Source organism: Bacillus sp. MHSD_36 (genome assembly GCF_030757775.1).
GTDB lineage: Bacteria > Bacillota > Bacilli > Bacillales > Bacillaceae_G > Bacillus_A.
Map to the genome: position 1 here is coordinate 531,177 of NZ_JAVBIS010000002.1, position 26,216 is coordinate 557,392.

At 36.7% G+C, this 26,216-nt stretch carries 27 protein-coding genes and 1 other annotated feature; of the genes, 3 read left to right on the forward strand and 24 right to left on the reverse strand.

Annotated features, from left to right (window positions below):
• Positions 1-2: 2 nt before the first annotated feature.
• From Q9B79_RS10905 to Q9B79_RS10935, 7 genes are all read right to left on the reverse strand, one after another.
• The gene (locus tag Q9B79_RS10905; RefSeq protein ID WP_306184035.1) at positions 3-950 is read right to left on the reverse strand and encodes an ABC transporter substrate-binding protein; all 948 of its coding nucleotides are present in this window, start codon (positions 948-950) and stop codon (positions 3-5) included.
• Between the two features lie 158 nt (positions 951-1,108).
• Positions 1,109-1,336, reverse strand: a complete 228-nt coding sequence (locus Q9B79_RS10910; protein WP_306184037.1) for a YrhC family protein — start codon at positions 1,334-1,336, stop codon at positions 1,109-1,111.
• Positions 1,337-1,462: 126 nt separating this feature from the next.
• On the reverse strand, positions 1,463-4,066 hold the full coding sequence (gene adhE, locus Q9B79_RS10915; RefSeq protein WP_306184039.1) for a bifunctional acetaldehyde-CoA/alcohol dehydrogenase: 2,604 nt from the start codon (positions 4,064-4,066) through the stop codon (positions 1,463-1,465).
• Between the two features lie 259 nt (positions 4,067-4,325).
• Complete coding sequence (locus Q9B79_RS10920) at positions 4,326-5,459, reverse strand: bifunctional cystathionine gamma-lyase/homocysteine desulfhydrase (RefSeq protein WP_306184041.1); 1,134 nt, start codon at positions 5,457-5,459, stop codon at positions 4,326-4,328.
• Between the two features lie 3 nt (positions 5,460-5,462).
• Positions 5,463-6,386, reverse strand: a complete 924-nt coding sequence (locus tag Q9B79_RS10925; protein ID WP_306184043.1) for an O-acetylserine dependent cystathionine beta-synthase — start codon at positions 6,384-6,386, stop codon at positions 5,463-5,465.
• An 82-nt stretch (positions 6,387-6,468) separates the two neighbouring features.
• On the reverse strand, positions 6,469-7,164 hold the full coding sequence (mtnN, locus tag Q9B79_RS10930) for a 5'-methylthioadenosine/S-adenosylhomocysteine nucleosidase (protein WP_001217039.1): 696 nt from the start codon (positions 7,162-7,164) through the stop codon (positions 6,469-6,471).
• Between the two features lie 14 nt (positions 7,165-7,178).
• Positions 7,179-7,817 carry a class I SAM-dependent DNA methyltransferase gene (locus tag Q9B79_RS10935; RefSeq protein ID WP_306184046.1) on the reverse strand — a complete coding sequence of 213 codons (639 nt, stop codon included), beginning with the start codon at positions 7,815-7,817 and terminating at the stop codon, positions 7,179-7,181.
• A 136-nt stretch (positions 7,818-7,953) separates the two neighbouring features.
• On the opposite strand from Q9B79_RS10935, the gene Q9B79_RS10940 reads away from it, so the two are divergent.
• Positions 7,954-8,169, forward strand: a complete 216-nt coding sequence (locus Q9B79_RS10940) for a YrzA family protein (RefSeq protein ID WP_000010984.1) — start codon at positions 7,954-7,956, stop codon at positions 8,167-8,169.
• A gap of 34 nt (positions 8,170-8,203) precedes the next feature.
• Here Q9B79_RS10940 and Q9B79_RS10945 read toward each other — a convergent pair whose 3' ends face one another.
• The 12 genes from Q9B79_RS10945 to alaS form a co-directional block, all read right to left on the reverse strand.
• On the reverse strand, positions 8,204-8,866 hold the full coding sequence (locus Q9B79_RS10945; protein WP_306184049.1) for a YrrS family protein: 663 nt from the start codon (positions 8,864-8,866) through the stop codon (positions 8,204-8,206).
• A gap of 116 nt (positions 8,867-8,982) precedes the next feature.
• The gene (locus Q9B79_RS10950; RefSeq protein ID WP_306184050.1) at positions 8,983-10,737 is read right to left on the reverse strand and encodes a peptidoglycan D,D-transpeptidase FtsI family protein; all 1,755 of its coding nucleotides are present in this window, start codon (positions 10,735-10,737) and stop codon (positions 8,983-8,985) included.
• Positions 10,738-10,829: 92 nt separating this feature from the next.
• A complete protein-coding gene (gene greA / locus Q9B79_RS10955) occupies positions 10,830-11,306 on the reverse strand; it encodes a transcription elongation factor GreA (protein WP_000179963.1) in 477 nt (158 codons plus the stop codon).
• Between the two features lie 278 nt (positions 11,307-11,584).
• The gene (udk, locus tag Q9B79_RS10960) at positions 11,585-12,223 is read right to left on the reverse strand and encodes a uridine kinase (RefSeq protein ID WP_000537078.1); all 639 of its coding nucleotides are present in this window, start codon (positions 12,221-12,223) and stop codon (positions 11,585-11,587) included.
• A gap of 17 nt (positions 12,224-12,240) precedes the next feature.
• A complete protein-coding gene (locus Q9B79_RS10965) occupies positions 12,241-13,521 on the reverse strand; it encodes a peptidase U32 family protein (RefSeq protein WP_000217970.1) in 1,281 nt (426 codons plus the stop codon).
• A gap of 18 nt (positions 13,522-13,539) precedes the next feature.
• The gene (locus Q9B79_RS10970) at positions 13,540-14,469 is read right to left on the reverse strand and encodes a peptidase U32 family protein (RefSeq protein WP_306184053.1); all 930 of its coding nucleotides are present in this window, start codon (positions 14,467-14,469) and stop codon (positions 13,540-13,542) included.
• 7 nt (positions 14,470-14,476) lie between these two features.
• On the reverse strand, positions 14,477-15,118 hold the full coding sequence (locus Q9B79_RS10975) for an O-methyltransferase (protein ID WP_000389094.1): 642 nt from the start codon (positions 15,116-15,118) through the stop codon (positions 14,477-14,479).
• A gap of 202 nt (positions 15,119-15,320) precedes the next feature.
• Positions 15,321-16,391, reverse strand: a complete 1,071-nt coding sequence (gene mltG / locus Q9B79_RS10980) for an endolytic transglycosylase MltG (RefSeq protein ID WP_306184055.1) — start codon at positions 16,389-16,391, stop codon at positions 15,321-15,323.
• Positions 16,392-16,607: 216 nt separating this feature from the next.
• Positions 16,608-16,886 carry a DUF1292 domain-containing protein gene (locus Q9B79_RS10985; protein WP_000392730.1) on the reverse strand — a complete coding sequence of 93 codons (279 nt, stop codon included), beginning with the start codon at positions 16,884-16,886 and terminating at the stop codon, positions 16,608-16,610.
• Between the two features lie 12 nt (positions 16,887-16,898).
• Positions 16,899-17,312: a Holliday junction resolvase RuvX gene (ruvX, locus tag Q9B79_RS10990; protein WP_001221192.1), complete on the reverse strand. Its 414-nt coding sequence runs from the start codon at positions 17,310-17,312 to the stop codon at positions 16,899-16,901.
• A gap of 3 nt (positions 17,313-17,315) precedes the next feature.
• Complete coding sequence (locus Q9B79_RS10995) at positions 17,316-17,582, reverse strand: IreB family regulatory phosphoprotein (protein WP_000348590.1); 267 nt, start codon at positions 17,580-17,582, stop codon at positions 17,316-17,318.
• Positions 17,583-17,658: 76 nt separating this feature from the next.
• Positions 17,659-20,301, reverse strand: coding sequence for an alanine--tRNA ligase (alaS, locus tag Q9B79_RS11000; protein WP_306184058.1), 2,643 nt, complete (start codon positions 20,299-20,301; stop codon positions 17,659-17,661).
• 40 nt (positions 20,302-20,341) lie between these two features.
• Positions 20,342-20,561 (reverse strand) — a binding site (T-box leader).
• A gap of 222 nt (positions 20,562-20,783) precedes the next feature.
• Here alaS and Q9B79_RS11005 point away from each other — a divergent pair.
• On the forward strand, positions 20,784-21,128 hold the full coding sequence (locus tag Q9B79_RS11005; protein WP_306184059.1) for a PH domain-containing protein: 345 nt from the start codon (positions 20,784-20,786) through the stop codon (positions 21,126-21,128).
• Positions 21,129-21,166: 38 nt separating this feature from the next.
• Here the strand turns inward: Q9B79_RS11005 and Q9B79_RS11010 are convergent, their stop codons facing one another.
• The gene (locus tag Q9B79_RS11010) at positions 21,167-22,234 is read right to left on the reverse strand and encodes an AI-2E family transporter (protein WP_306184060.1); all 1,068 of its coding nucleotides are present in this window, start codon (positions 22,232-22,234) and stop codon (positions 21,167-21,169) included.
• Between the two features lie 176 nt (positions 22,235-22,410).
• Here Q9B79_RS11010 and Q9B79_RS11015 point away from each other — a divergent pair, with 176 nt between their 5' ends.
• Positions 22,411-22,623: a hypothetical protein gene (locus Q9B79_RS11015; RefSeq protein ID WP_000242552.1), complete on the forward strand. Its 213-nt coding sequence runs from the start codon at positions 22,411-22,413 to the stop codon at positions 22,621-22,623.
• Positions 22,624-22,658: 35 nt separating this feature from the next.
• On the opposite strand, the gene Q9B79_RS11020 is transcribed toward Q9B79_RS11015, so the two are convergent.
• From Q9B79_RS11020 to Q9B79_RS11035, 4 genes are all read right to left on the reverse strand, one after another.
• A complete protein-coding gene (locus Q9B79_RS11020; protein WP_098670102.1) occupies positions 22,659-22,787 on the reverse strand; it encodes a YrzQ family protein in 129 nt (42 codons plus the stop codon).
• Between the two features lie 18 nt (positions 22,788-22,805).
• Entirely contained in the window at positions 22,806-22,994 is a 189-nt protein-coding gene (locus tag Q9B79_RS11025) for a hypothetical protein (protein WP_000469281.1), read from the reverse strand.
• 127 nt (positions 22,995-23,121) lie between these two features.
• Positions 23,122-25,458, reverse strand: coding sequence for an SF1B family DNA helicase RecD2 (gene recD2 / locus Q9B79_RS11030; RefSeq protein WP_263704163.1), 2,337 nt, complete (start codon positions 25,456-25,458; stop codon positions 23,122-23,124).
• 97 nt (positions 25,459-25,555) lie between these two features.
• Positions 25,556-26,215 (reverse strand): tetratricopeptide repeat protein, encoded by a 660-nt coding sequence (locus Q9B79_RS11035; protein WP_306184061.1) that lies wholly within the window; start codon positions 26,213-26,215, stop codon positions 25,556-25,558.
• Between the last annotated feature and the right edge of the window lies 1 nt (position 26,216).

Here is a 26,216-nt window from a genome sequence, read left to right on the forward strand (position 1 = left end):
TATCATTTCCTTACATCTTGTATACTTTTATACATAAAGTCCATCGCTTCTGTAACTTTTGTTCCAGGATTGGATCCAAATAAGTCTGGTGGCAAAATAACTACACGACTTTGATTTACTGCATCTAAATTTTTCCACGCTTCATTTTTCATCATTTCACCTTCAAATGCTTTTTTAACGCTATTTGGATCTCCATGTGTAATTAAATAAATTACATCTGGATTCGCCTCAATAATACGTTCTACACTTAGCTGTGCATATTGCGGATATTCCTTCATTTCTGGAAAGTCAGCTGCAATATTTTTCCCACCTGTTTTGTCTAGAATATCACCTGATAAAGATGTTGGTAATGCTGCTAAATACGTACCTGGTGCTCCATACACTAGCAATGCTTTTACATCGCTCTTTTTCTCATATGTCTTTATTTGATCATTAATTTTTTGGTTAAGTTCTTTCGCTTTATCTTCCTCCTTCATTATCGTTCCATATAGTTCAATATTCTTTTGAATATCTTGTATAGAATTCGCAGAAGAAATCATTACTTTTGTTCCTTGATCTTCAACCGTTGGAACATTCTTTTGGAACCCATTGTTAGCAATAAGTACATCAGGCTTTAAGCTAGCAATTTGCTCAAAATTCGGTTGATGTGCATTCCCGATTACTTGTACTTTCTTTATATCCTCTGGAAGAGTTATTTTTGCATCCGGACGACCTACTATTTTTCCGCCTAAAGCGTGAATAATATTCATGTCTCCCATACTTAATGTCGCAAAAGTCTCTGGTACTTTATCGAACGTTACCTTTCTTCCTGACAGGTCGGTAACTTCTATTTTCTCTTTTCCTTTTTCTGTTTTTGTTGCAGATGCTTTTTCGTCTCCTTTCGCACTGCAACCTATTAATAAGAAAAAAATAGATAAAATCGCTGTGAATAGCGTAATAGATTTTTTCATTCTTCCACCTCTAAATGATAATGATAATCATTAACTACTATTCTACTTTAATTGATAAAGATTATCATTGTCAATATAAAACGCATACATTTTCTAGAAAAAACAAAAAGCGTTACAAAAAAGATTCCTTCTTTTTTGTAACGCTCTATTTATCGATATTATTCACATTCGTTTCCCTCTAACTCATCTCGCATCACTTTCACACGCTGAAAGAAAAAGAAAGATAAACTTAAAAATATAACGATGCTCCCCATCATAACAAAAAATTGTATCGTTTCTTTTGCTCCAGTCGGAATCAATAGGCCAACCATGAACAATGTACTTACAGCGAGAAGAATTTGTCCGAAACGAGTATAATCTTCTATTTTTTCTTGTAATTCTTTCATTATATTCTCACTCCTCCATTTCACTGTATCATATTCTATTACACTTAAAGACAAGTAAATACAGCCATTCTGGGAGATGTTTTCCAAAAGAAAAAGAGCCGCTTTATGGCGACTCTTTCATAACCATTACTCACCTTTATATGCTTTCATATAAATTTCTTTCAGCTCTGAAATGAGAGGTAATTTTGGATTAGCTGTTGTACATTGATCTTCAAAAGCTCTTTCTGCCAATAATCCAACAACCTCTTCAAATTGGTCTTTAGCAACCCCTTGTCCTGCAATACTCATGTTTATATTTAAATTCTTTCCAAGTTCAATAATCGCTTGGACGAGTGATTCTACACCTTCTGCGGCCGAACTTGCTGGAAGCCCGAGCATTCTCGCAATATGTGCATAGCGTTCATCAGCTACAAAGTGCTCATATTTTGGGAACAATGCATGTTTTCTTGGCTTAATAGCATTATAGCGAACTACGTGCGGCATAAGTATCGCATTCGCACGCCCATGCGGAATATGGAATTCCGGTCCTATTTTATGTGCTAAACTGTGATTAATACCTAGAAAAGCATTGGCAAATGCCATTCCTGCGATTGCAGAAGCATTATGCATTTTTTCTCGTGCTTCTTCATCATTTCCATCTTTAAATGCTCTTGGTAAATATTTAAATACGAGATCAATGGCCTTTAATGCTAATCCATCTGTATAGTCATTTGCAAGAACAGACACATACGCCTCAATTGCATGCGTTAATACGTCCATCCCAGTATCAGCTGTTACATGCGGTGGTACTGTCATTACAAATTGCGGATCCACAATTGCTACATCTGGCGTTAATTCATAATCTGCAAGTGGATACTTTATATTATTTTTCTTATCTGTAATAACCGCGAATGGTGTCACTTCTGATCCTGTTCCTGAAGTTGTTGGAATGGCAACAAATTGCGCCTTACTTCCTAATTCCGGATATTTACATGTACGTTTTCTTATATCTAAAAACTTCTGTTTAATTCCATAGAATGTTGTTTCCGGATGCTCATAGAAAAGCCACATCCCTTTCGCTGCATCCATAGCTGAACCACCACCAAGTGCAATGATTACATCTGGATGAAAACTTCTCATCATTTCCGCACCTTTAAACACAGTTTCATCTGATGGATCTGGCTCGACCTCAAAGAAAACTTCCACTTTCACATCATTTGCATGTTTACGTAAATAATGCACGACCGTATCTACATATCCATGCTCGACCATTCCTGGGTCCGTTACAATAAATGCACGTGAAATGTTAGGCATATTTGCTAAATATGCTGTTGCATGTTTTTCAAAATAAATTTTTGGTGGTAATTTAAACCACTGCATATTCTTTTTTCTATTTGCCAACCTTTTTATATTTAATAAGTGCGTCGCTGTTACATTTTGGGAAACTGAGTTTTTCCCGTAGGAACCGCAACCAAGCGTAAGTGATGGAATAAACCCATTATATATGTCACCAATTCCACCTTGTGATGAAGGAGCATTTACAATAAGGCGGCAAGCTTTCATACGTAATCCAAATTGCTTTTGCACTTCTTTATTTACAGAATGGATGACTGCTGAATGTCCTAAACCACCAAGATTTAACATTTCTTCGCAATATGTAAATCCTTCCTCTAATGAATTTGCTTTTACACAAGCTAATACTGGACTCAATTTCTCACGAGATAGTGGATATGCTGCTCCGATACCTTGTATTTCAGCTACAAGCATTTTTGTATTTTCAGGCACATTAATTCCAACTAATGCGGCAATATACTGTGCGGATTTCCCTACAATATCACTATTTACTGCACATGTATTTTCATTAATAACAAGCTTTTCTAATTTTCTTCTCTCTTCCTCTGTTACAAAGTAGCAATCATTTGCAATCATTTCTGTTTTCACAGCATCATAAATTTCCTTATCTACAATAATTGCTTGTTCTGATGCACAAATCATGCCGTTATCAAATGTTTTGGATAAAATTAAATCATTAACTGCTCGTTTTATATGCGCTGATTTCTCTATATAACATGGTACATTACCAGGACCTACACCTAGCGCTGGTTTTCCAGTAGAATAAGCTGATTTCACCATACCTGCTCCTCCAGTGGCCAAAACAAGTGCAACATCTTCATGATTCATTAATTGTTTCGTTGCTTCGACAGAAGGTTTTTCAATCCACTGAATACAATTTTTGGGCGCCCCCGCCTTCACAGCTGCATCATATACTGTTTTCGCCGCTGCAATGGAACATTTTTGTGCGGAAGGATGAAATGCGAAAATAATTGGATTTCTCGTTTTTATGGCGATCAATGCTTTAAACATTGTTGTCGATGTTGGATTCGTTACTGGCGTTACCCCAGCTACTACACCGACCGGTTCCGCAATTTCAATTATTTCTTCATGAGGATCTTCGCGAATAATTCCTACTGTTTTATCTTTCTTTATGCTATGCCAAATATATTCAGTAGCAAAAATATTTTTAATACATTTATCTTCGTATACACCACGACCTGTTTCTTCAACAGCCAACTTCGCAAGTGGCATATGTTGATCAACACCTGCTAATGCCATTTCATGAACAATGTTGTCAATTTGCTCTTGTGTAAAACTTTCTAATGCTTGTAAAGCCTTTCGACCTTTATTCACTAACGTATCAACCATCTCTTTTACTTCCTGCATTTCATTTACAACTTTCTCTTTGACTACCATGTAAATTCCTCCTATTCTGCTATCTTGGACTAAATAAGACCCTATAGGTCATAACGAGTCCCGATTAGCACAAAAAAAATAGAGTTGCCTTCCTACATGAACCTCATCATTTGTGAAATATTTCACAAGTTTGTTCGTGAGTAACATTTCATGAACTTAATATACATGAAATGATTTCATTTGTGTATGTCCATTTTGTGAAATATTTCACAAAATAACATAATAAAAATGCACTGCTCATATAGGCAGTGCATTTTTATTATACTAACGCTTGTGCTAAATCTTCAATTAAATCTTCGCCGTCTTCAATACCGACAGAAATTCGAATTAATGTATCTGTAATTCCTAACTCTTTACGACGATCCGCTGGGATTGATGCATGTGTCATTTGAGATGGGATAGAAATTAAACTTTCTACTGCTCCTAAACTTTCAGCAAGTGTAAAGTATTGTAATTTCTCAAGTACTTTATTTAACGTTTCTTCGCTATCTACATCAAATGAGATAATAGCACCAAATCCATTCGCTTGTTCTGTTGCAAGTTCATGGTTTTGATGTGACTCAAGGCCTGGGTAATATACTTTATTTACTTTTGGATGGTTATTTAAAAACTCCGCAATAGCGCGTGAATTCGTTTCATGCTCTTCCATTCGAATTCCTAATGTTTTTAAACCACGAAGTAGTAAGAAGCTATCTTGTGGGCCAAGAATGCCTCCTGTTGAATTTTGTACAAAGTGAAGGTCTTCTGCTAATTGCGGGCTATTTACAACTACTAGACCTGCAACTACGTCACTATGACCTCCTAAATATTTCGTTGCACTATGAAGTACAATGTCTGCTCCTAAAGAAATCGGCGACTGCCAATATGGCGTCATGAATGTATTATCAATAATTGTTAATAAATCTTTCTCTTTAGCAAGAGTAGATATTTTCTTAATATCAGTAATTTTTAGTAACGGGTTCGTTGGTGTTTCCACATAAATCGCTTTCGTATTTGGACGAATCGCTTCTTCAACTTCCTCTAAGTTTGTTGTATCTACAAATGTATGCTCAATACCGAAGCGGTTTAATACTTTCGTAATAACGCGGTACGTTCCACCATACACATCATCTGTTAAAATAACATGATCACCTTTTGAGAACAACATAATTGTAGCTGTAATAGCAGCCATTCCTGAACCAAATGCAAAACCAGCATGACCGTTTTCTAATACAGCAATCATCTCTTCTAAAGCTGCACGTGTTGGGTTGCCTGTACGTGAATATTCATATCCTTGATGCTTACCAACTGCTTCTTGTTTGTACGTACTTGTTTGATAAATCGGTACATTTACAGATCCAGTTGAAGGTTCTCCTATGCGAATACCATGAATTAACTTTGTCTTTGCTCTCATTTTTTATTCCCATCCTTTGTATATGTCTTTACTTAAATAGCGCTCACTACTATCAGGAAAAATCGTTACAATATTTGTACCTGGCGCCGCTTTCTCTGCTTCAAGTAAACTTGCATGAAATGCTGCTCCGGAAGAGCTCCCAACGAGCAGTCCTTCTTTTTGCGCTAATTCCTTTACTCTTAAAAATGCATTTCGATCAGAAATTGTATGAATGTCATCAAAATAAGATGTTTTCAAAAATGGCGGGATAAATTCAAGGCCAATCCCTTCTGTTTCATGTGAGCCAGCTTTACCACCATTTAAAATAGATCCTTCTGGTTCCACAATAACCGTTTTTATATCTACATTTTTTTCTTTCAAATAAGATGCAGTCCCCATGAATGTACCACCAGTTCCTGCTCCTGCAACAAATATGTTAATCTCTCCATTAAGTGCCGACCAAAGTTCAGGACCTAGTGTTTTGAAATATGCACGCGGGTTTGCTTCATTCGCAAACTGACTTGGAGAGTATGAATTCGGTATTTCATTTACTAACTCTTTCGCTTTTGCTATTGCGCCAGTCATTCCTTGCTCAGTCGGCGTATGCACGACTGTTGCGCCTAGTGCTTTCATTAATTCTTGTTTTTCAATACTAAATTTCTCTGGTACACAAACAATAACGTGTAAATCATGTTGTAACGCTGCAAGTGCCAGTCCAATACCAGTATTTCCAGCAGTCGGTTCAATAATTGTTCCACCCTGGGTTACAAGCCCTTTTTCTAGCGCATCTTCGATTAATTCTCTTCCTAGCCGGTCCTTAACGCTTCCACCTGGGTTATAAAATTCAAGCTTTGCAAATAAACGGACCCCTTCTGGAAGTGAAAAACGAGTAATTTCTACAATTGGTGTATGACCAATTAACTCATGAACTCCACGATATACATTCATCGTGTTCTCCCCCTTATTTGCCAATAAAGAAAAGGCAACTGTATGTATTTTCTTTATATGAGACAGTTGCCTTTTTGTTACATTACTTTAACTCTTCTAATACTTTTACGATAAAGTTTGTAGAATGAAGAGCTGCTTGATCTAAAAATTGATCAAATGAAACATTTGATTCTTTACCAGCAATATCAGAAAGTGCACGAATGATAACAAACGGAACTTCATATTGGTGGCATACTTGTGCAACAGCTGCTGCTTCCATTTCTACTGCATAAAGATTTTCGAATTTATCACGAATGGCTGCAACGCGGTTCGGATCACTCATAAATGAATCACCTGTTGCAATCATACCTTTTACAACTTGAATATTTTCTTCTGCCTGCATACATTTCTCAGCTAATGCAACTAATGCTTCATCAGCCTTGAATCCAGGCGGCATTCCTGGTACTTGACCATACTCATAGTTAAATGCTGTTACATCTACGTCATGATGACGAACTTCTGTTGAAATAACGACATCTCCAACATTTAGAGAATGATGGAATCCACCAGCTGAACCAGTATTAATTACTTTCTCAGGCTTATATCTTTCTAATAAAATTGTCGTTGACATCGCTGCATTTACTTTACCAATACCAGACTTTAACAAGATTACTTCATGTCCTGCTAATTGTCCTTTCGTAAATTCACAACCCGCAACCGTTTCTGTTTCTGCTTGTTCTAATTTGTCACGTAAAATACGTACTTCTTCTTCCATTGCTCCAATTACAGCAATTCTCAATCTAATCCCTCTTTCTATTGCTTAGTTGCCTCCATTACCCAAACGAAATGATTTAATCTCGTAAACGTTACATGGAAGCCATTGTTTTCAAAAATAGACTGCATGACTGGAATACGTGTATAGTATTCCGTTTGCAAATCATTTGCTAACTGATGAAAACCTCTTTGTTTTGCTGTTTTAACAGTTTTATCATATGCATCTTGATCTGCAAATATCGTATCAGCAAACACTATTTTACCACCTTTGTTTAGCAATTGACTATACTTCGCAATTGCTACATTTTTTTCATCATCTGTTAAATGATGAAATGCATAGGTGCTTACTATGGTATCAATTGAATTTGGGACTTCAAATGAAAGAAAATCACCTTCTGTAATGGAAAATTCTTGCGGTAATTTCTCTTTTGCAATCATACGCATTTCACGTGACGGCTCTATACCGTAAACTGTGCGGCCAGCAAGTAATAATTTATTTGTTAAATTACCAGTACCAACACCAAATTCTAATACATTACCAAATGACTTGTTAACTACATCCTCTAGAATGTCCTCATAATGGGCGAAAACTTCTTTATATTGTATATCTTCGCCTTGTACAAATGAATCGTACGTATGAGCCCACTCATCAAATAAACCATTAAATTCTGTACCCATAAAAATTCCCCTTTTTCTTATCGGTTTTATCAGTATGATATTCCCTCTTTCTAAAAATGTCAATTGAAATGTACATGGTATTTCCTTCTTTTCTTTGTTACACTATAGTTGATTACATAGGAGAGGGGCCGTCTTCATGTCATTTACCTTTGAAATGTTAGAAGATAAAGTAGAATTTTTTGAAGCGGGAGACTTAGCTTCTTTAGAACGAAAAATTAGTGAACAAATCGATAATAATAAAGCACTTATGCTTGAAGTTCATCACATCTCACATCAAATGGTTATGGATCCTGAAAGCAAAAGACCGTATTATAGCGCGGTTGTTCATTTTAAATTAAAGAAATTGCGTTAACAAAAAAGAGAGACTCCTAAGGAGCCTCTCTTTTTTAGTTTAGAGTTTGAACAAGTACTGGTTTCCAGCCCTCATTCTCTACCCAATCAATATTTACGTAATATCTTTTCCCACTTTGCTTATCTTGAACATCACCATAAGCTTTGCTCTTTCCAGTTTTGTCTCTTCCAACAAAATGGAATACTAATTGCTCTTTCGGTACTTCAATACCCGCAGCAATTGCACTTTGCATCTCATTCCAATCTGATGACCCCTGTTTAAACGTCATCGCCGGTGATGAACCTTGTTCTGTTCCTACAGCTTTCCAAGAAGGTTTTGTGTAAGCCTCTTTTGCCTTGGATACAGTTTTTTCAGCTGATACTTTCTCGTTAGCTTTCGCTTCTTCTTCAGCTTTTTTCTGTTCTTCTTCAGCCTTTAACTTCTCTTCTTCAGCTTTTTGCTTAGCTTCTGCTTGCTCTTGTTCTTTTTCTTTTTTCTTAGCAGATTCTTTATCTTCTGATTTTCCAGCTTTCTCATTCTTTGTTGTTTGTTGAGAGACTTTCTTATCAGTAGAAGATGCTTGCTCTTTCGTACTAGGAACAAACAATTGATATGATACAATAGCTACTAATATTAACACAATTGCAATTGCAATATTTAAAACCCCGTTTTGACGACGTTTTTGTTGTTTCTGTTGGAATCTAGATCCTCCTGCCATTCTTCAAACCTCCATGCAGTTTTTCATACTTGCTATTGTAACATTAAATCTAGAAAGGTTGAACATTTACAATAATATTTTCATGAAATGAAAACATTTTACTATGAATTGCAAGATTACTTTTCCTTCTCTAATCGATAGATTGATTCTACGATAGCTTTGAAAATAGGTGTAACCTTATTTACATTGCTATTCGTTTCTATATCCACGACAACTAAAGCATATCTTGGATTTTCATATGGAAAGTAACCTGCAAACCAACGATTCTCTTTCGTCCCTTTTCCTGTTTGTGCTGTCCCAGATTTTCCGGCGACACTTAGTGGTAACGACCTGAATGCGGCTCCTGTTCCTTTCTCCGTTGTTACAACGCTTCTTAATAACTGTTGTAATGTTTTCACTGTTTCATACGGAAGCTGCTTTCCACCTAATGCATGGTTTTCAAATGTATAAAATTCCGTTCCATTTTTATACATTATCTTTTCAACAGCTTTTACTTCCATTTTTTCTCCATCCCTAGCAATTGTCGCCATCATATTTGCAATCGCTAGAGGTGACATACGTACATCTTTCTGTCCAATTGCTGTTTGTGCTACCGCTTTTTTACTATTCTTATTCCCTTCATTCCCCCAAATCGTAACACCTTTCTCCTCTGGCATTTGCTCAAAATGAGTTGTATGAAATACAGAGCCTCTCCATCCAACCTTATCAGCGGCCCCTAAAGCTGCTACGTAAGTTTCTAACACCATCTTATCCTTTTGTATTAACTCGTTACCTAACTCTGAAAATGTCCTGTTACAACTTCTAACAAAGCTCTCTTTAAAACTAAGTGTCCCCATCATAACTTGTGGGTGGTCTTCACCATATAAATCTTTATTACAATTAAATCTGCGATTAAAAACATTTTCATTTTGATCAATGATTGCCGCTGCAACTATTGTTTTAAAAACAGAACCAGGAAAATGTGGTGTTAACATTTGATTTTCAAGTGTAGTTTTATATAGCCTTTCATCTTTCACCTGTACAGATGGTTTACTGACCATCGCTAAAATTTCATTTTTCTTTACATCAAGTAACACTAATCCCCCCTTCTTTATTTCGCTTGCTTCAACTACTTCTTCTGCTTTTCGCTGTAACTCGTTATGTAAAGTAGTTTGAATCTTCACTGGATAAAACGGATTTCCAGGCGACGTATATTTCGCTTGTTTTCCAAAAATCGGTTCTCCTTGCCGATCCACCTGATACAATACTTTCGTCTCTCCATCGGTCAAAAGAAACTCATCAAATGATTGTTGCAATCCTGAAATGCCAATTGGCGTTTGCTTTGAAATTTTTCTTACTTCTCCGTATCGTTTTTGAAATTCTCGTTCATTCTCACCCACATTGCCAATTAAATGATTCACCCTGCCCGTTTGCCGTAAACGAACTTCAGCTGCTACAATACCTAATATATTTAATTGATTTACCTTCTCCATCTGTTCGCGTGCCAATCGAATTGGTCCATCTCCCCTTTGCATGATAAATGCACTTTTCTTATCTTTCATTTGACTTTCAATCTCTTGTCTCGACACACCAATGATATGCGCAATTTTCTCTAACATGTCATTTTTTATTTGTAGAAATGGAAAAACAATTAAAACAGGATACTTTTTCTCACCTATTTCCTTACCGTTCCGATCTATAAAATGACCTCGTCCATCATCTACCGTAATGGATTGCGTCCGTTGTGTAACACTTTTTTCAATTAAATTAATCTTACGATCCGTAAATGACTCCGTATCTATAATTTGTATTTGAATTAAACGACAAAATAAGATAAACATGACACTTATAAAACAAATTAGAACAATTATAATTCTCCGGTTTATTTTCATACAAAAACACCTCGTCTACTATAGTTTGGACGGAGTGTTTCATCTTTTATACAAATAAAAAAATCACTCGCTTTTATACGAGTGATTTTCAATTATTTTACAGAGATAATCTCTACTTGCATTTCTCCACCTGGAGTTTGGATTGCTACCTTCTCACCAATTTGCTTGCCTAATAAGCTCTTTGCAATTGGGGAATCGTTAGAAATTCTTCCTTCAAATGGGTCTGCTTCTGCGCTACCTACGATTGTGTAAGCTTCTTCATCTCCATCTGGTAATTCTTTAAATGTTACTGTTTTACCTAATGTAACAACTGTAGATTCTTCACCGTTATCTGTGATGATAACTGCGTTACGAATCATGTTTTCTAATTGTGTAATACGTCCTTCTACGAACGCTTGCTCATCTTTTGCTGCATCGTACTCAGAGTTCTCAGAAAGATCTCCGAAGCTACGTGCAATCTTAATGCGCTCTACAACCTCTTTACGTTTTACCGTTTTTAAATCTTCAAGTTCGTTCTCTAGCTTTTGCTTACCCTCTTGCGTCATAGGGTATGTTTTTTCTGTTGCCATATTTTCCACTCCTTTTATATACCAATCCCCCGAAAAAAAGAGGAGTTCCATATGAAAACTCCCCCGCTTATATGTAGAGCGGAGGTTTCTAGCACGCCTGTACTAGCGGAGTTGTCACATACAACCCCGTATTCCCAATTCTTCTTTCTATAAAGAAGATATGTATGGAAAGTTGATATAAATATGCCCTCACCTATATATAGATGAGGTTGCATGTTTCATTGTATTCGATAGGAAGGGAAAAAATCCCTTCCTATCGTATATCTTTTACTATGCTATTACAAATTTACTTTTTGTTCAAGAATTGTTGCAATTTTTGTAACCATAATATCAATTGCAACGTGGTTTTGTCCACCTTCAGGGATAATAATATCCGCAAATTTCTTAGAAGGCTCAATAAATTGATTGTGCATTGGACGTACAACGTTTACGTATTGATCAATAACTGAATCCATCGTACGACCGCGTTCTTTAATATCACGCTGCATGCGGCGCAGAATACGAAGATCTGCATCTGTATCAACGAATAACTTAATGTCCATTAACTCACAAAGACGTGGGTCTTCTAAAATAAGAATTCCTTCTAAAATGATTACATCTTTCGGCTCAACTGGAATAATTTCTTCTGAACGCGTATGCAATGTATAGTCATATACAGGCTTATCAATTTGCTCATATGCAAGCAACTGCTGCAAATGTTCAATTAACAGATCATTATCAAACGCAAGCGGATGATCATAATTTGTTTTTAAACGTTCTTCCATTGGTAAATGGCTTTGATCTTTGTAATAATAATCTTGCTCCAAGATTAAAATAGAATGACCTTTAAAATGGTCAAAAATCGCTTTCGTTACACTTGTTTTACCTGATCCCGAACCACCAGCAATTCCAATTACAACAGGCTTATTCGTCCCCATTCGACTACCACTCTTTCTTATTGAAGTATGCTTTTGCGCATCATATTATTCACATACACTCGTTGATCCACTTTGAATTTCACGATTTGCAACGGATGTCTCGCTGCATCTAATTCGTTTCCATCCTCATCCCAAATTTTCTCTACCGTTTGTGTAAAGTTTTCTATTTCTGGTCCAAAGAACTCCACTTCATGTCCTGGTTTGAAATGATTACGTTGCTCAATCGTTACGATGCCCGTTTCTTCATTATAATCTAACACTAAACCAGCAAAATCATACGTTGTTTTCTTACTATGATTTCCAAACATTTGCTCTTGATGTCCTGGAACCCCTTCAAAGAATGCAGGAGCTGTATCACGATTTGCACATTTATCAAGCTCATCTAACCATTCTTGTTTAAACTCAAAGTTATCAGGATCTGCACAATACGCATCAATTACTTTACGGTATACCGTTGCTACAGTCGCTACGTAATGAATTGATTTCATACGTCCTTCAACTTTTAAGCTATCTATTCCAATTTCAATCATTTTCGGAATTGATAAAATTAAATTTAAGTCTTTTGGACTCATTGCAAAGTGAGCATCTTCTTCTTGGAATAAAGGAAGCTCTTTTGCATCTTTATGTTGTGATACTGTTTGAACTAAATCATAGTCCCAGCGACAAGATTGACAACAACCACCACGGTTAGAATCACGCGCTGTCATATGGTTACTTAACGTACATCTTCCTGAATATGCGATGCACATTGCACCATGGACGAATGCTTCAATTTCAATATCCACTTTTTCTTTAATTTCTTTCATTTCTTCATAGCTTGCTTCACGAGCTAATACAAGACGATGTAAACCTTCTTCTTTCCAATACTGTGCTGCTTTCCAGTTGGATAATGATTGCTGTGTACTTAAATGCACCTCAACAGAAGGCGCTACACGTTTACACGTCTCAATAATAAGCGGATCAGCAACGATAATTCCCGTTACGCCAGCTTTTTCAATCCCTTTTAAATATTCCTCTAGCCCGTCCATATTTTCATTATGTGCAAAGATATTTGTTGTTACATATATTTTTGCTCCATATTTCTTTGCAAATTCCACACCTTCTGCCATTTCTTCCAGTGTAAAGTTACCTGCATTCGAACGAAGACCAAATTCTTGTCCACCTAAATATACAGCATCTGCCCCGTAATGGATAGCTACTTTTAATTTTTCTAAGTTACCCGCAGGGATTAACAGTTCAGGTTTCTTCACAATAACGCGTTTGCCATCGATCACTCGTGAAATTTCTTGTACAGTCATTTCCTACACCCTCCTCGTTTAATAAACCGTCTCTTTAAAGAAGAATCCTGTATCTAACGGACGATTTACCGGTTGCATTTCTTCTATCTCTTTATATAAATCGTCTTTCACGTCATAATACGCATCACGATCTTCTACACATAAATCAATTGCTTTACGATATTTCTTCGTTACCTCAATAATGTATTCAGAGCTTTTTAGTACACCATCAACTTTTAAGCTATCGATTTCAGCATCAATTAGCTCTTCTAACTCATCGATAAAACAAATATCGTTTGGACTCATAATGTGAGTACCATTTTCATCTTCATAAATTGGATATTTATTGTTACGCTCTGGGTCATATAAGAACATATTCTCTTCATATTTTTTCTTTTCAATGTCAAGATGACGTCCTTGATACTCAAAGTAGTTTCCTACTAATGAACGCTTCGATTGGAACATACAAGTCATACCGTGAATTTGTACTTCAAGTTCCACTTCAGCATTTTCTTTTAATTCAACAATTTCATCTAAACTAAGCTCACGAGCTAATACAGCACGTTTTGCTCCTCTTTGTCCCCAGTAGTTACAAGTAAACCAGTTTGTTGCTGTTGTTTCTGTATTCCAGTGCAATTGCATATTTGGTGCAACTTCGCGAACCGCCATTAATACCGCTGGATCTCCGAAAACAATTGCATCTACATGTACTTCGTTTAAAAATGCAACATAATCTGTTAAGTCTTCAACTTTATCATTGTGGAACATCGCGTTCATTGCTACGTATACTTTTACACCATTTTCATGTGCAACCTTCACAGCTTGTTTCACATCTTCACGTGAAAATTCCCCTGCTAAACGTAAACCAAACTTTTGCTCACCGATCATTACCGCATCTGCTCCTGCTTTCGCAAGAGGTTCGATATCCGCCACTGCTTTTGGCGTTACTAACAATTCAGGTTTCTTCATACCTTGGTCACCCTCTCTTTTTACTAACAGCTACTCCATCACCAATTGGGAAAATCGTTGTATCATATCCTTCATGGTTCATAAGCCATTCATTGTACGTCTTAATACGACGGATTAAACCACGTGTACGTCTGTTTTCAATTTTCTCTTTAGTCGTTACAAGGCCATGGTACATAACATTATCTGAAATAATTACGCCACCAGGATTTAATAACGGTTCATATAAGTCAAAAAAGCGACGATATTGTCCTTTTGCTGCATCAATAAAAATAACGTCAAATGTTCCATGTTCTTCTACTTGTTCGCCTGTTTCTAACGCATCACCGTAAATAACGGAAATACGCTCTTTAACTGGTGAACGTTCTATATATTCAAGTGCTTTTTCATATCGCTCGCGATTGCGCTCAACTGTCACAATGCGAGAATTTGGAATAGCTTGCATCATACGAATACTAGAATAGCCAATTGCTGTACCAAGCTCTAAAATGCTTTTCGGTCCAATTAAACGTAAAAATTGCAACATAAATTCCATTCCAAGTCGATCCATAATCGGCACATGGTTTTCTTTCGCATAGTCTTCCATTTCAAGAATTAATTTATCTTTCGGATCAATAAATGATAATAGGTACTCGTTAACTGCATCCTCCATAATGGTCCTCCTTATTTACATGGAGAAGTGCCTCTATGACGTCTTTTCACACATAGAATGCAATAAAAATACAAGCCAGCTTTACCCTTAGCTTGTACGTCCCGTTTTGATATTAAAAACGATTCTTCTGCCAGTTTTTAACCCGATATATTTTACCATAAAAAAGAGGGATGTGCGACCTTTTTCGCTATCCCTCCCCATTTCACTGTTTTTTCGTAATATATTTTTGCTTTAGTGCATTATGCTCTTCCAATGTTTTCGCGTAGTACACTTCACCAGTTGGTGCAGCTAAGAAATAATAATAATCTGTTTGAGCAGGCTCTAACGCTGCTTCCACTGAATGTTTACCAGAGTTTGCAATCGGCCCAACTGGCAATCCTTTTACAACATACGTATTGTACGGTGAATTTATCTTTAAATCCTCGTATAATACACGTTGCTTATGCTTTCCAAGTGCATATAATACCGTTGGGTCCGTTTGCAGGGGCATTCCCTTTGCTAAACGATTATAAAAGACACTAGAGATCTTTTGACGATCTGTAAAGCCTGTTGCCTCTTCTTCAATAAGTGAAGACAATGTTAAAAGCTGATGAACATCCCAGTTTTTCGCTTTCATTTTTGCCTCGTTTTGCACGATAATTGCATTCGTTTTCTCAAGCATTGGAATTACAATTTCTTCTAACGTCGTATCTTTTTTATAGAAAGAGTATGTCGCAGGATATAAATAACCTTCTAATGGATATTTAATATTGCTATCAAAGATTTTATCCGTTAACAACTTCGGATACTTTTGCTGCATTTTTTGAATAAATGCTTTATCGTTTAATTGACGCGTAACATCATCTTTATTCAACTTTAGTTCTGTCGCAATCGTTTCTGCAATTTCAGTTACTTGCGCCCCTTCTTTAATCGTCACTTTATAAAGAGCTGGACGATGCACGTTGCCAGATGACATTTGTTCAATCACATCTTCAGCATTCATTGAAGCATTTAATAAATATGTACCTGCTTGTAAACTTTTCGATTTAGCCTTTGTATAAACACTAAAAACTGTACCGTTTTTTACAGCGCCTTTTTCTTCTAAAATCTCACCAATTTTACTAGTAGATGATCCCTTTGGAATTTCTACTTCAATCTCTTTTTTATTCCCGCTATCAACTGGTCCTAATGCGGATGAAATATACGCATAGACTGAACCACAAACTAAAAGCAGTGCAATAATCGAAAATAAAAAGATGCGTCTACGCTTCTTTTTCACTTGATTCTCTATCAAAACATTTCCTCCTTACTTAATTGTAGACCGTATGTACACCTTTCTATACAGCACGATGTAAAAACGCAACAAATTCACTTATCTTTTTTAATAGACACTTTATTTTTCTACAATCCGTCTCATTATACTACAAAGGCTTACACAGTTTCGACAAAAAATCTTTCATTTTACATATAAAAAAGGTGGACGATATATCGTCCACCTTTTCAGTACTTATTATTCAGCTTCTTGCTCATCAGCAATAGTGTTAAACGTTTCTTGTACCATTTCCCACTCTTCTTCAGATTCGATTGGAAGTAAAACTCCGCCCTCTTCTTCATTTTGCTCATAAGCCATTGCATCATAAATTGGGTCTCCATCTTCGTCTACTTCACCGATTGGAGAGAAGATTACGTATGATTTTTTACCAAATTTGTCAGCATCAAAAGTGAAAATAATTTCACATAAATGTTCGTTACCTTTTTCGTCTACAATTGTAATTTGACGTTCTTCCATTTTGGTCACCTCTTATTTTCTATCTAAAAATCCTTGTAAGATTACGACTGCAGCCATCTTATCGATTACTTGCTTTCGCTTCTTACGGCTTACATCGGCTGAAATGAGTAGACGTTCCGCTGCCATCGTTGACAAACGCTCGTCCCACATTACAACGTCTAATTGTAACAGCTCTCGTAGGTTTTCTGCAAATTGTTGGCACGCTTCACCACGTGGGCCAATTGTACCATTCATATTTTTAGGTAAACCTACTACTATTTTGTCCACATTGTACTGCTTTACTAACTCAGAAATACGATCAAAACCAAAGTGACCTCGTTCTTCGTTAATCTTAATTGTTTCTAATCCTTGTGCTGTCCAGCCCATTTCGTCGCTAATTGCAACTCCGACTGTTTTTGTACCTACATCTAAACCTAATATCCGCATAAACTACTCCTCACGATGATGTTTCAAGTAAGACTTCACAAGCTCTTCAATTAATTCATCTCGTTCAAGCTTGCGAATGATGCTTCGTGCATCTTTATGGCGAGGTATGTATGCTGGGTCTCCACTTAATAAGTAACCGACGATTTGGTTAATCGGATTATAGCCTTTTTCTTGAAGTGCATCATACACAGTTAAAAGTACATCATTTACATGGACACTCTGTTTTTCATCTTGAATGCTAAACTTCATTGTTTTATCAAAACCGTCCATTTCAAGCACCTCACTTATATAGTAAGTATAGGGAGAAGAACTTCTCCTCTCCCTACCATTGTACACTACTATCTCTTTATTTTGAAACAGATTTAACGTACTCTTGTACAAATGCTAAAGCTTCCTCAACTTGCGCTGGGTTTTTACCGCCCGCTTGTGCCATATCAGGACGGCCACCACCGCCACCGCCACAACGAGAAGCTACTTCTTTCACAAGTTTACCAGCATGGTATCCTTGGCTAATTAAGTCTTTCGTTACGCCAGCTAAGATGTTTACTTTATCATCATTTACAGATGCTAATACGACAACTGCAGATTGTAATTTATTTTTTAGGTCATCCATCATCGTACGTAAGTTGTTCATATCTGCAACATTTACTTTTGCCGCTAATACGTTCACGCCATCAACTGTCATTACTGAATCAGTTAAGTTTCCAGCTTCAATGTTACTTAATTTTGCTGCAAGAGATTCGTTTTCTTTTTGAAGTTGTTTTACTTCAGCAAATAAACCATCTACTCTTGTTAAAATATCTTTCGGATTTGTTTTCATTTTTCCTGCTGCTTCTTTTAATAAACCTACTTGATCGTTCATTAATTCGTATGCAGACTTACCAGTTACTGCCTCAATACGACGAGTTCCTGCACCGATACCAGACTCAGCAACAATTTTGAAAATACCGATAGAAGCTGTGTTATCAACGTGACAACCACCACAAAGCTCTAAGCTGTAATCGCCAACTTGTACAACGCGTACAACATCACCGTATTTTTCACCGAATAATGCCATTGCACCCATTTCTTTCGCTTCTTCAATTGCTTTTTGAGAAATCTCAACATCAATACTTTCCCAAATTTTCTCGTTTACGATACGCTCAATTTTTTCTAATTCGTCAGCTTGTACTTGACCGAAGTGAGAGAAGTCAAAGCGTAAACGTTCAGAAGTTACAAGAGAACCTGCTTGGTTAACGTGCGTTCCAAGTACATCTTTTAATGCTTGGTGTAGTAAGTGAGTTGCTGTATGGTTTTTCACAACGCTACTACGGTTTTTCGTATCGATAATAGCTTTCACAGCTGCCTCTTTCGTTAATGTACCTTCTTCAACAACAACTTTGTGCAAGTTTTGGCCGTTTGGTGCTTTTTGTACGTCTTTTACAAGAACTTTCACACCGTCAGCAAGAAGGTAACCACGGTCTGCAATTTGTCCACCGCTCTCAGCATAGAATGGTGTTACATCAAGCATTAATTGTCCTTCTTCACCAGCTTGTAAACTGTCTGTATATTCGCCGTTTTTCACAAGTGCAACAACGTTACTTTCTGTCGCAACTGTACCGTAACCAACGAATTCGCTCGCTACTTTCACTTCTCCAAGGACACCGCCTTGAACTTGCATAGAATCAACGTCTTGACGAGCAGCACGTGCGCGCTCACGTTGTTTTTCCATTTCATTTTCAAAGCCTTCATGATCAACTGTCATACCAGCTTCTTCTGCATATTCTTCTGTTAATTCAATTGGGAAACCGTATGTGTCATATAGACGGAACGCATCTACTCCAGAAATAACAGTTGTTTTTTCTTCTTTTGCTTTTGCGATAACTTCAGCTAAAATTGCTTCACCATCATGAAGTGTTTCGTGGAAACGCTCTTCTTCATTTTTCACAACTTTTGCGATGAAATCTTTCTTTTCAAGTACTTCTGGATAGAAGTCTTTCATTACTTCTCCAACAACCGGTACTAATTCAAACATGAACGGACGGTTGATGTTTAATTTCTTAGAGTAACGAACAGCACGGCGTAATAAACGACGTAACACATAACCACGGCCTTCGTTAGATGGAAGGGCACCGTCACCAACAGCGAATGTTACTGTACGGATATGGTCAGCGATTACTTTAAACGCCATATCTTTTTCTAAGTCACCATTACGATATTTCTCGCCAGAGATTGTTTCTGTTGCACCAATCATTGGCATGAATAAGTCTGTGTCAAAGTTTGTAGGCACATCTTGAACGATAGATGTCATACGCTCTAGACCCATCCCTGTATCGATGTTTTTCTTAGGAAGTGGTGTATATGAACCGTCTGGATTATGATTAAATTGAGAGAATACAAGGTTCCATACTTCTAAGTAACGCTCGTTTTCTCCGCCTGGATATAATTCTGGGTCACTAAAGTCATTACCGTAAGCTTCTCCGCGGTCATAGAAAATTTCTGTATTCGGTCCACTTGGTCCTTCACCGATATCCCAGAAGTTTTCTTCTAAACGAATGATACGCTCTTTTGGAACGCCCATTTTCTCATTCCAAATTTTGAATGCTTCTTCATCTTCTGGATGGATTGTAACTGATAGTAATTCTTTATCGAATCCAATCCATTTGTCGCTCGTTAAGAACTCCCAAGCCCAAGTAATTGCTTCTTCTTTAAAGTAATCACCGATTGAGAAGTTTCCTAACATTTCAAAGAATGTATGGTGACGAGCTGTTTTCCCTACGTTTTCAATATCGTTTGTACGAATTGATTTTTGAGCATTTGTAATACGTGGATTTTGTGGGATTACACGTCCATCAAAATATTTTTTTAATGTTGCTACACCACTGTTAATCCATAAAAGAGATGGATCCTCATGTGGAACTAGTGAAGCACTAGGTTCTACTGCATGTCCTTTTTCTTGGAAAAAGTCTAAAAACATTTGACGAATTTGTGCGCCTGTTAGTTGTTTCATTGTATTTTCCTCCTTAAATATAAAAAACTCCCGCCCCTATAAAAGGGACGAGAGTTAACTCGCGATACCACCCTAATTATGAATTGATTACTATACAAATCAACTCATCACCTCATGGTGCCGTAACGTGGCAAGACGGCAGTGATTAGCTGCTCTCAGGATTAGCTTTCTGTTACCCTTCATTTAAAGCTTCTTTCAGCCATATGGAAGCTTCTCTCTATAAATGGACTGTAACGTACTTGTTCCGTCATTGATTTAATGTATTATATGACTAAATATAATAGAATTCTCTTAAGTTTGTCAATGTAGATAATCATTTATATTATATCAATTGCTTATTAATCATAGCTATTCTACTATTCATTCTTAACGGCCTTTTCATATATTATGCATGTATTACTAAATTGCACTACCTCTATTTATTTTTCTGAATATTTTATTTTTGTTATAATTAAATTACCAATAATAAAGGAGCGATTATAATGACAACTTTATTGAATAACGCTAAAAATATGTTAACGACTGACGAAACGATATTATTTTACGTAGCCTGTTCATTAGATATATTTATTTATCGTTCCGTTGCAAGACCAGGACTGTTAATTTTAACGAACAAACGACTTTTCTTTTTGGGACCAGATGTAAGTAAGAATCCATTATTTGAGGAGTACTCTTTCGAAAAAATTTCTGACCTAAAAGAACAAAAGCGCCTTTTCAGCAATCAAATTATCTTTATGTATGATAATGAATGGAAAAGAATAAAACATATTCAAACCAATGATGTAAGCTCTCTCGTTCAACAAATAAATAAGCAACTCTCTAAATAAGGAAAGCCCTCTACTTTTATAATTAGAGGGCTTTCCTATTACGCATCTTCTTTTTTCCAAAGAGGCCTTACATGAACGATTACTGTACGAATGACAGCTAAAACAGGAACTGATATTAATAAACCTACAATTCCTGCCACTTCTCCCCCAACTAATAATGCAAGCATAATAATAACAGGATGCATGCGAAGCGACTTACCAACGATATAAGGGGATAAAATGTTACTTTCAACGAATTGTAAAATTGCAATCGTAATCCCCGCTTTAATAAGTAAACTCGTTGATACCGTTGCCGCAATCATTAATGTCGGGATCGCTCCTAAAATAGGACCAAAGTACGGTATTATATCTGTCACCCCAATAATAATCCCGAGTAACAATGGATATTTCATACCGATAAACCAAAAGGAAAGAGCAGATACGCCCCCTAATACTAAGCAAACAAATAATTGTCCTCGAATATAACTTCCAAGTGATTTATCAATTTCTTTCGCCAGCATTTGCCCTGTATTACGCCACTTACTTGGGACTAGTTTCCAAAAGATATGATAAAACTCACCGTAATCTTTTAATATGTAAAATACAATGAACGGAATTAAGAAAATAATGAGTAACGAATCTAGTACACCACGAGCTGTGCTCATCACTTTATTTAAAAGTGCTTGTATCTTCGTTTCTACCCCGACAAAAATTTGTTTCACCTTTTCATGAATAAAGGACGGGAAATTCGCTGTTTGTTCCGTAACGCCATCCATCCAAGAATCATACATTTTTGTAAACTGCGGGAATTGTTCATTGATTTCTTGTAATTGCTTAATCACCACTGGCGTTCCTTTATAAATGCCATAACCAATTCCGCCAAAGAAAAGGATGTAAATGAGCAAAATAGCGAGTGTGCGTGGCATCCCTTCCTTATGAATTTTTTCAATTAAAGGATGCAATAAATACGCAATAAAACACGCAATAAGAAACGGTGTAATGGCCACTTTAAATACAAAAATAATCGGTGCCCATAGCGGCTTAATTTTTAGAAAGACGAGCAAACAAAGAAATACAAGTAACAATAATCCTAAACGATATATCCAAATTATTTTAAGATTCTTCACACGAAAAACCTCCTCTACCCTTATTTTGAAAATAAATAGGGTAGGTTATGTGCGAAAGTTTTAAAATCTTTTCATGTAGACCATACTGTTTTGTAAAGACGTACATATACATAACATAACAAGGACAACCACCCCTGAGAATGTAGCGTGAAACAATATAATCAGGAGGGCTCATAATGGTTTTATTTATGCTCGTATTATCAGCACTTTTTATGATTCTTGAATGGATTTGTATCGGGTTCGGTATTTGGAAAGGTTTCTTTATTCGTTCCTCACGAAAAGAAAGAGCGAAGCAATTATTTCATTACGGCATGCTTGGTGTTGGATGTTACGGCCTATCTTATCTCTTCTCTGAAATCGGACTTTTATATTTGCATACAAGTGCATAAAAAAACTCCCTTATGATGAAGGGAGTTTTTTATGCTTATAAATAAGATTTAATCATCTTACGTGCTTTTTTCATATTGCGTTTTGAGAACATATCTTGTTTGCGAGCATATTGATATGCTGCCGCTCCAACACCTAATGCGATTAATGAATTGCGTAGATTCAAAGTAAATCCCCCTTTTCGTTATCCGATCGTTCTTTCATTCTCATCAAATAAATCATCAAGAGAGCTTAATGAACCATCTTCTTCTACTTGATGCGTATGGATTTTCCCTTTTGAAACCGATAATTCGATATAACAATTCCAGCAATAAAATTGGTTGACACCTATTTTTCCAATGTCTTTCCCTTTGCAATTTGGACAAATGAACATATGGCTTTCATCTCCTTACATTCTCCCAGATTCTATTCGCCATTATGTCCAAACCGCATTCATTTATACATTGCTGGAGCCTTTCAACGTTATACGTTTGAAAGTTTCACTATATAATTTCACCTTGTTACATGAAATCATACGGTGAAATGTTTTCCACGTCCATTTCTTCGCCATTTACCGTTACCATCTGTACTTCTCCTTGTGATTCTTGCAATCGACTAGCTAAAGTCGTTTGACGCATTGCATCATCAAGGCGATTTACACCAGACTGGAAAGCGGCTTCCTCTCCACAAATAATAAGGAACTTCTTACTTCTTGTAATACCAGTATAAATTAAATTACGACGTAACATACGATTGTAACTTTTTACTATCGGCATAATCACAATCGGAAATTCACTACCTTGCGATTTATGAATCGAACAGCAATAGGCATGCGTAATTTGATTTAAATCTGGCTTTGTATACGTTACTTCAATTCCATCAAATGAAACGATAATCATATCTTGTTGCTCAACGTTCTCTTTCGCATAAAACACCGAAACAATTTCTCCGATATCACCATTAAACACTTGGCTCTCCGGCTGATTAACGAGCTGCAATACTTTATCGCCTCGTCGGTATACAACATCACCGTAAGCAATTTCTTTACTTTTTTCCCTTTTCGGATTAAACACTTCTTGCAACGCTTCGTTTAGTACATTAATACCGGCAGGTCCACGATACATCGGAGCCAATACTTGTACATCTCTTGCGCTAAACCCTTTTGTCTTAGCATTCTCACAAACCTTCTTAACAACCTCAACAATTTGAGCTCCTGTACAACCGATAAATGAACGATCTTTTTGGTTTTGCGCTAAATCTGGTGGAAGCGTTCCATTTTTTATCGCATGGGCAAGTTGAATAACTGATGAGCCTTCCGCTTGACGATAAATTTCAGTAAGCTTTACCGTTGGAACTGCACCTGCATTCAATAAATCTTTCAACACTTGACCAGGTCCTACAGATGGCAACTGATCTTCATCGCCTACAACAATAACTTGAATGTTAGTCGGCAATGACTTAAACAGCTGATTTGCAAGCCAAATGTCAACCATTGAAAATTCATCAATAATGAGCAATTTCCCTTGTACCGGATCCGTTTCATTACGTTGGAAAGACCCTTCTGGCGTCCAGCCAAGTAAACGGTGAATTGTACAAGCTGGTAGCCCTGTTGATTCACTCATTCGCTTCGCTGCTCTTCCTGTTGGAGCCGTTAATAATATTGGAAATGGATTATCATCACTGTATTCATTCGGATTTAACGATAGCCCGTGAAGTGACGCATACATTTCAACAATCCCTTTAATAACTGTTGTTTTCCCTGTTCCTGGTCCACCTGTCAGTAACATCATCGGTTTATGAAGTGCCGTTTGAATTGCTTCTTGCTGAAATGGTGCATACTGCACATTCAGTTGTTCTTCAATTTCACCTAACGTCTTTAACACTTCTGCTTCAGGAAATGAAGGTGTTTCCTCTTGATTCATAAGCCTACGAATAGACTTTACAACACCTTTTTCAGAGTAGAATAACGATGCTAAATATATCCGTTCTTCTTCTATGATGACTTTCCCTTCACTTTGCATCATTTCAATGCAACCGATAATGTCTTCCTCTGTCACCCTTCCTTCTTGATTATTTAAAAGTGACATCGTTTCTCTTACAAGTTGATCTTTTCCCATATAAACATGGCCAAGTTGCAATGATACATTTTCTAACGTATAAAAACATCCCGCACGTACACGATCATCATGATTACCCGATATCCCTAACGCACGTCCTATATCATCCGCTCTTCCAAATCCAATGCCATCCACTTCTTCAATAAGCTGATATGGATTATTACGAATTACTTCTAATGTCATCTCTTTATATTGCTGATAAATTTTAATAGAAAGCTTCGTTCCAAAACCGTAACCATTTAAAAAGCTCATTACTTTCTCTAGCCCTTGATGTTCAACAATTGTCTCATAAATTTCTTGCGCTTTTTGTTTGTTGACAACACCATTTAACGCGTCAGGATCATCCATAATTTTAGAAATAGCATGTTCCCCAAGATGGTCCACAATTTTTTCAGCTGTACGCTTTCCTATCCCTTTAAATAAATCACTGGCTAAATATTGCACCATACCAGCTTTTGTTTGCGGCAATTCTTTCTTAAACGTTTCAACTAAATATTGTTTCCCATACTTCGGATGGTCTTTAAAATGTCCTGTCAATGTAAACACTTCATCTTCATGCATGCGGGGAAAATGACCGTTTATCATTACTTTTTTTTCGTCGTACGTTTCATTTGTTTCAATGACTTTCATACTGACAACGGAATAGAGGTTTTCTTCGTTGTGGAAAATGGTATGAAGAACTTGCGCTTTTATAAACTTTTTCTCTTCTTCAAACAAATCCATTGCATGTTGATTTCCCATCTTTCCTCTCCTTTCCGGTTTCGTTTCACTTTAATGAGCAGTACATCCCCCACCTCTTTAGATGAGGGATAACTACCCATTAAACTATATTTTCATCTTATTCAGCTTCTTGCTCCAATAAACGAACACCATTACCAGCTAAAAAGTGATCTGGCTGAATTTCAGTTGCTTTCTTAAATAAAGCAAGAGCCTTCTCGTTATTTTCTTCAAATACGTATGCAACGCCTAAATTATAATACGCATCTGCATGCTCTTCATCCATTTCTAATACCTTTTCAAAATAAGGTTTCGCTTCTTGAATATGTTCTAGTCGCGCAAAGCAAAGTCCGCACTGGAACATAGCTTCTACATCGTTTTCATCTAATTCTGTTGCTCTTTGTAAAAACGGCAGTGCAAGACGATCATTTCCAAGTTGCACATACGTAATACCTAACATAAATGTTACATCCGCTGATTGTAAGCCCGCTTGCATCGCTTGTTCAAATACAGCTTTAGCTTCTGCAAATTGCTCTTGACCGTAATACACATTACCTAATCCATAATAAGCAGCCGCAGATTTATCATCTAGCTCTAATGCACGTTTATAAAATAAAATTGCTCTTTCACTGTCACCTAGTACATCTAATAAGTTTGCAAAATTAATGTATCCAAGCGCATCTTTCGGATTTTCTTCGATTGCTTCTGTGAAGTTTTTAGCAGCTTCTTCCCAGTTTCCTTCTTGCATATATTGAATACCTGTTTCAAGTTTGTTTGACATG

Excerpts from the sequence above, each read along its gene's own strand:
- Q9B79_RS10920 (WP_306184041.1), bottom strand. The coding sequence starts at position 5,459 with ATGAGAGCAAAGACAAAGTTAATTCATGGTATTCGCATAGGAGAACCT.
- Q9B79_RS10985 (WP_000392730.1), bottom strand. The coding sequence starts at position 16,886 with ATGGAAGAACGTCAAATTACAATTGTAGACGAAAAAGGTAACGAACAT.
- alaS (WP_306184058.1), bottom strand. The coding sequence starts at position 20,301 with ATGAAACAACTAACAGGCGCACAAATTCGTCAAATGTTTTTAGACTTT.
- Q9B79_RS10975 (WP_000389094.1), bottom strand. The coding sequence starts at position 15,118 with ATGGAGGATGCAGTTAACGAGTACCTATTATCATTTATTGATCCGAAA.
- Q9B79_RS10935 (WP_306184046.1), bottom strand. The coding sequence starts at position 7,817 with ATGGGTACAGAATTTAATGGTTTATTTGATGAGTGGGCTCATACGTAC.
- udk (WP_000537078.1), bottom strand. The coding sequence starts at position 12,223 with ATGGGGACGAATAAGCCTGTTGTAATTGGAATTGCTGGTGGTTCGGGA.
- adhE (WP_306184039.1), bottom strand. The coding sequence starts at position 4,066 with ATGGTAGTCAAAGAGAAAGTTGTAAATGAAATGCAGGAAGTAAAAGAG.
- Q9B79_RS10940 (WP_000010984.1), top strand. The coding sequence starts at position 7,954 with ATGTCATTTACCTTTGAAATGTTAGAAGATAAAGTAGAATTTTTTGAA.
- ruvX (WP_001221192.1), bottom strand. The coding sequence starts at position 17,312 with ATGCGGATATTAGGTTTAGATGTAGGTACAAAAACAGTCGGAGTTGCA.
- greA (WP_000179963.1), bottom strand. The coding sequence starts at position 11,306 with ATGGCAACAGAAAAAACATACCCTATGACGCAAGAGGGTAAGCAAAAG.
- Q9B79_RS11005 (WP_306184059.1), top strand. The coding sequence starts at position 20,784 with ATGACAACTTTATTGAATAACGCTAAAAATATGTTAACGACTGACGAA.
- Q9B79_RS10950 (WP_306184050.1), bottom strand. The coding sequence starts at position 10,737 with ATGAAAATAAACCGGAGAATTATAATTGTTCTAATTTGTTTTATAAGT.
- Q9B79_RS10995 (WP_000348590.1), bottom strand. The coding sequence starts at position 17,582 with ATGGACGGTTTTGATAAAACAATGAAGTTTAGCATTCAAGATGAAAAA.
- Q9B79_RS11035 (WP_306184061.1), bottom strand. The coding sequence starts at position 26,215 with ATGTCAAACAAACTTGAAACAGGTATTCAATATATGCAAGAAGGAAAC.
- Q9B79_RS11025 (WP_000469281.1), bottom strand. The coding sequence starts at position 22,994 with ATGTTCATTTGTCCAAATTGCAAAGGGAAAGACATTGGAAAAATAGGT.
- recD2 (WP_263704163.1), bottom strand. The coding sequence starts at position 25,458 with ATGGGAAATCAACATGCAATGGATTTGTTTGAAGAAGAGAAAAAGTTT.
- Q9B79_RS11015 (WP_000242552.1), top strand. The coding sequence starts at position 22,411 with ATGGTTTTATTTATGCTCGTATTATCAGCACTTTTTATGATTCTTGAA.
- Q9B79_RS10910 (WP_306184037.1), bottom strand. The coding sequence starts at position 1,336 with ATGAAAGAATTACAAGAAAAAATAGAAGATTATACTCGTTTCGGACAA.
- Q9B79_RS10965 (WP_000217970.1), bottom strand. The coding sequence starts at position 13,521 with ATGACTGTACAAGAAATTTCACGAGTGATCGATGGCAAACGCGTTATT.
- Q9B79_RS10970 (WP_306184053.1), bottom strand. The coding sequence starts at position 14,469 with ATGAAGAAACCTGAATTGTTAGTAACGCCAAAAGCAGTGGCGGATATC.
- Q9B79_RS10905 (WP_306184035.1), bottom strand. The coding sequence starts at position 950 with ATGAAAAAATCTATTACGCTATTCACAGCGATTTTATCTATTTTTTTC.
- Q9B79_RS10925 (WP_306184043.1), bottom strand. The coding sequence starts at position 6,386 with ATGAATGTATATCGTGGAGTTCATGAGTTAATTGGTCATACACCAATT.
- Q9B79_RS10945 (WP_306184049.1), bottom strand. The coding sequence starts at position 8,866 with ATGGCAGGAGGATCTAGATTCCAACAGAAACAACAAAAACGTCGTCAA.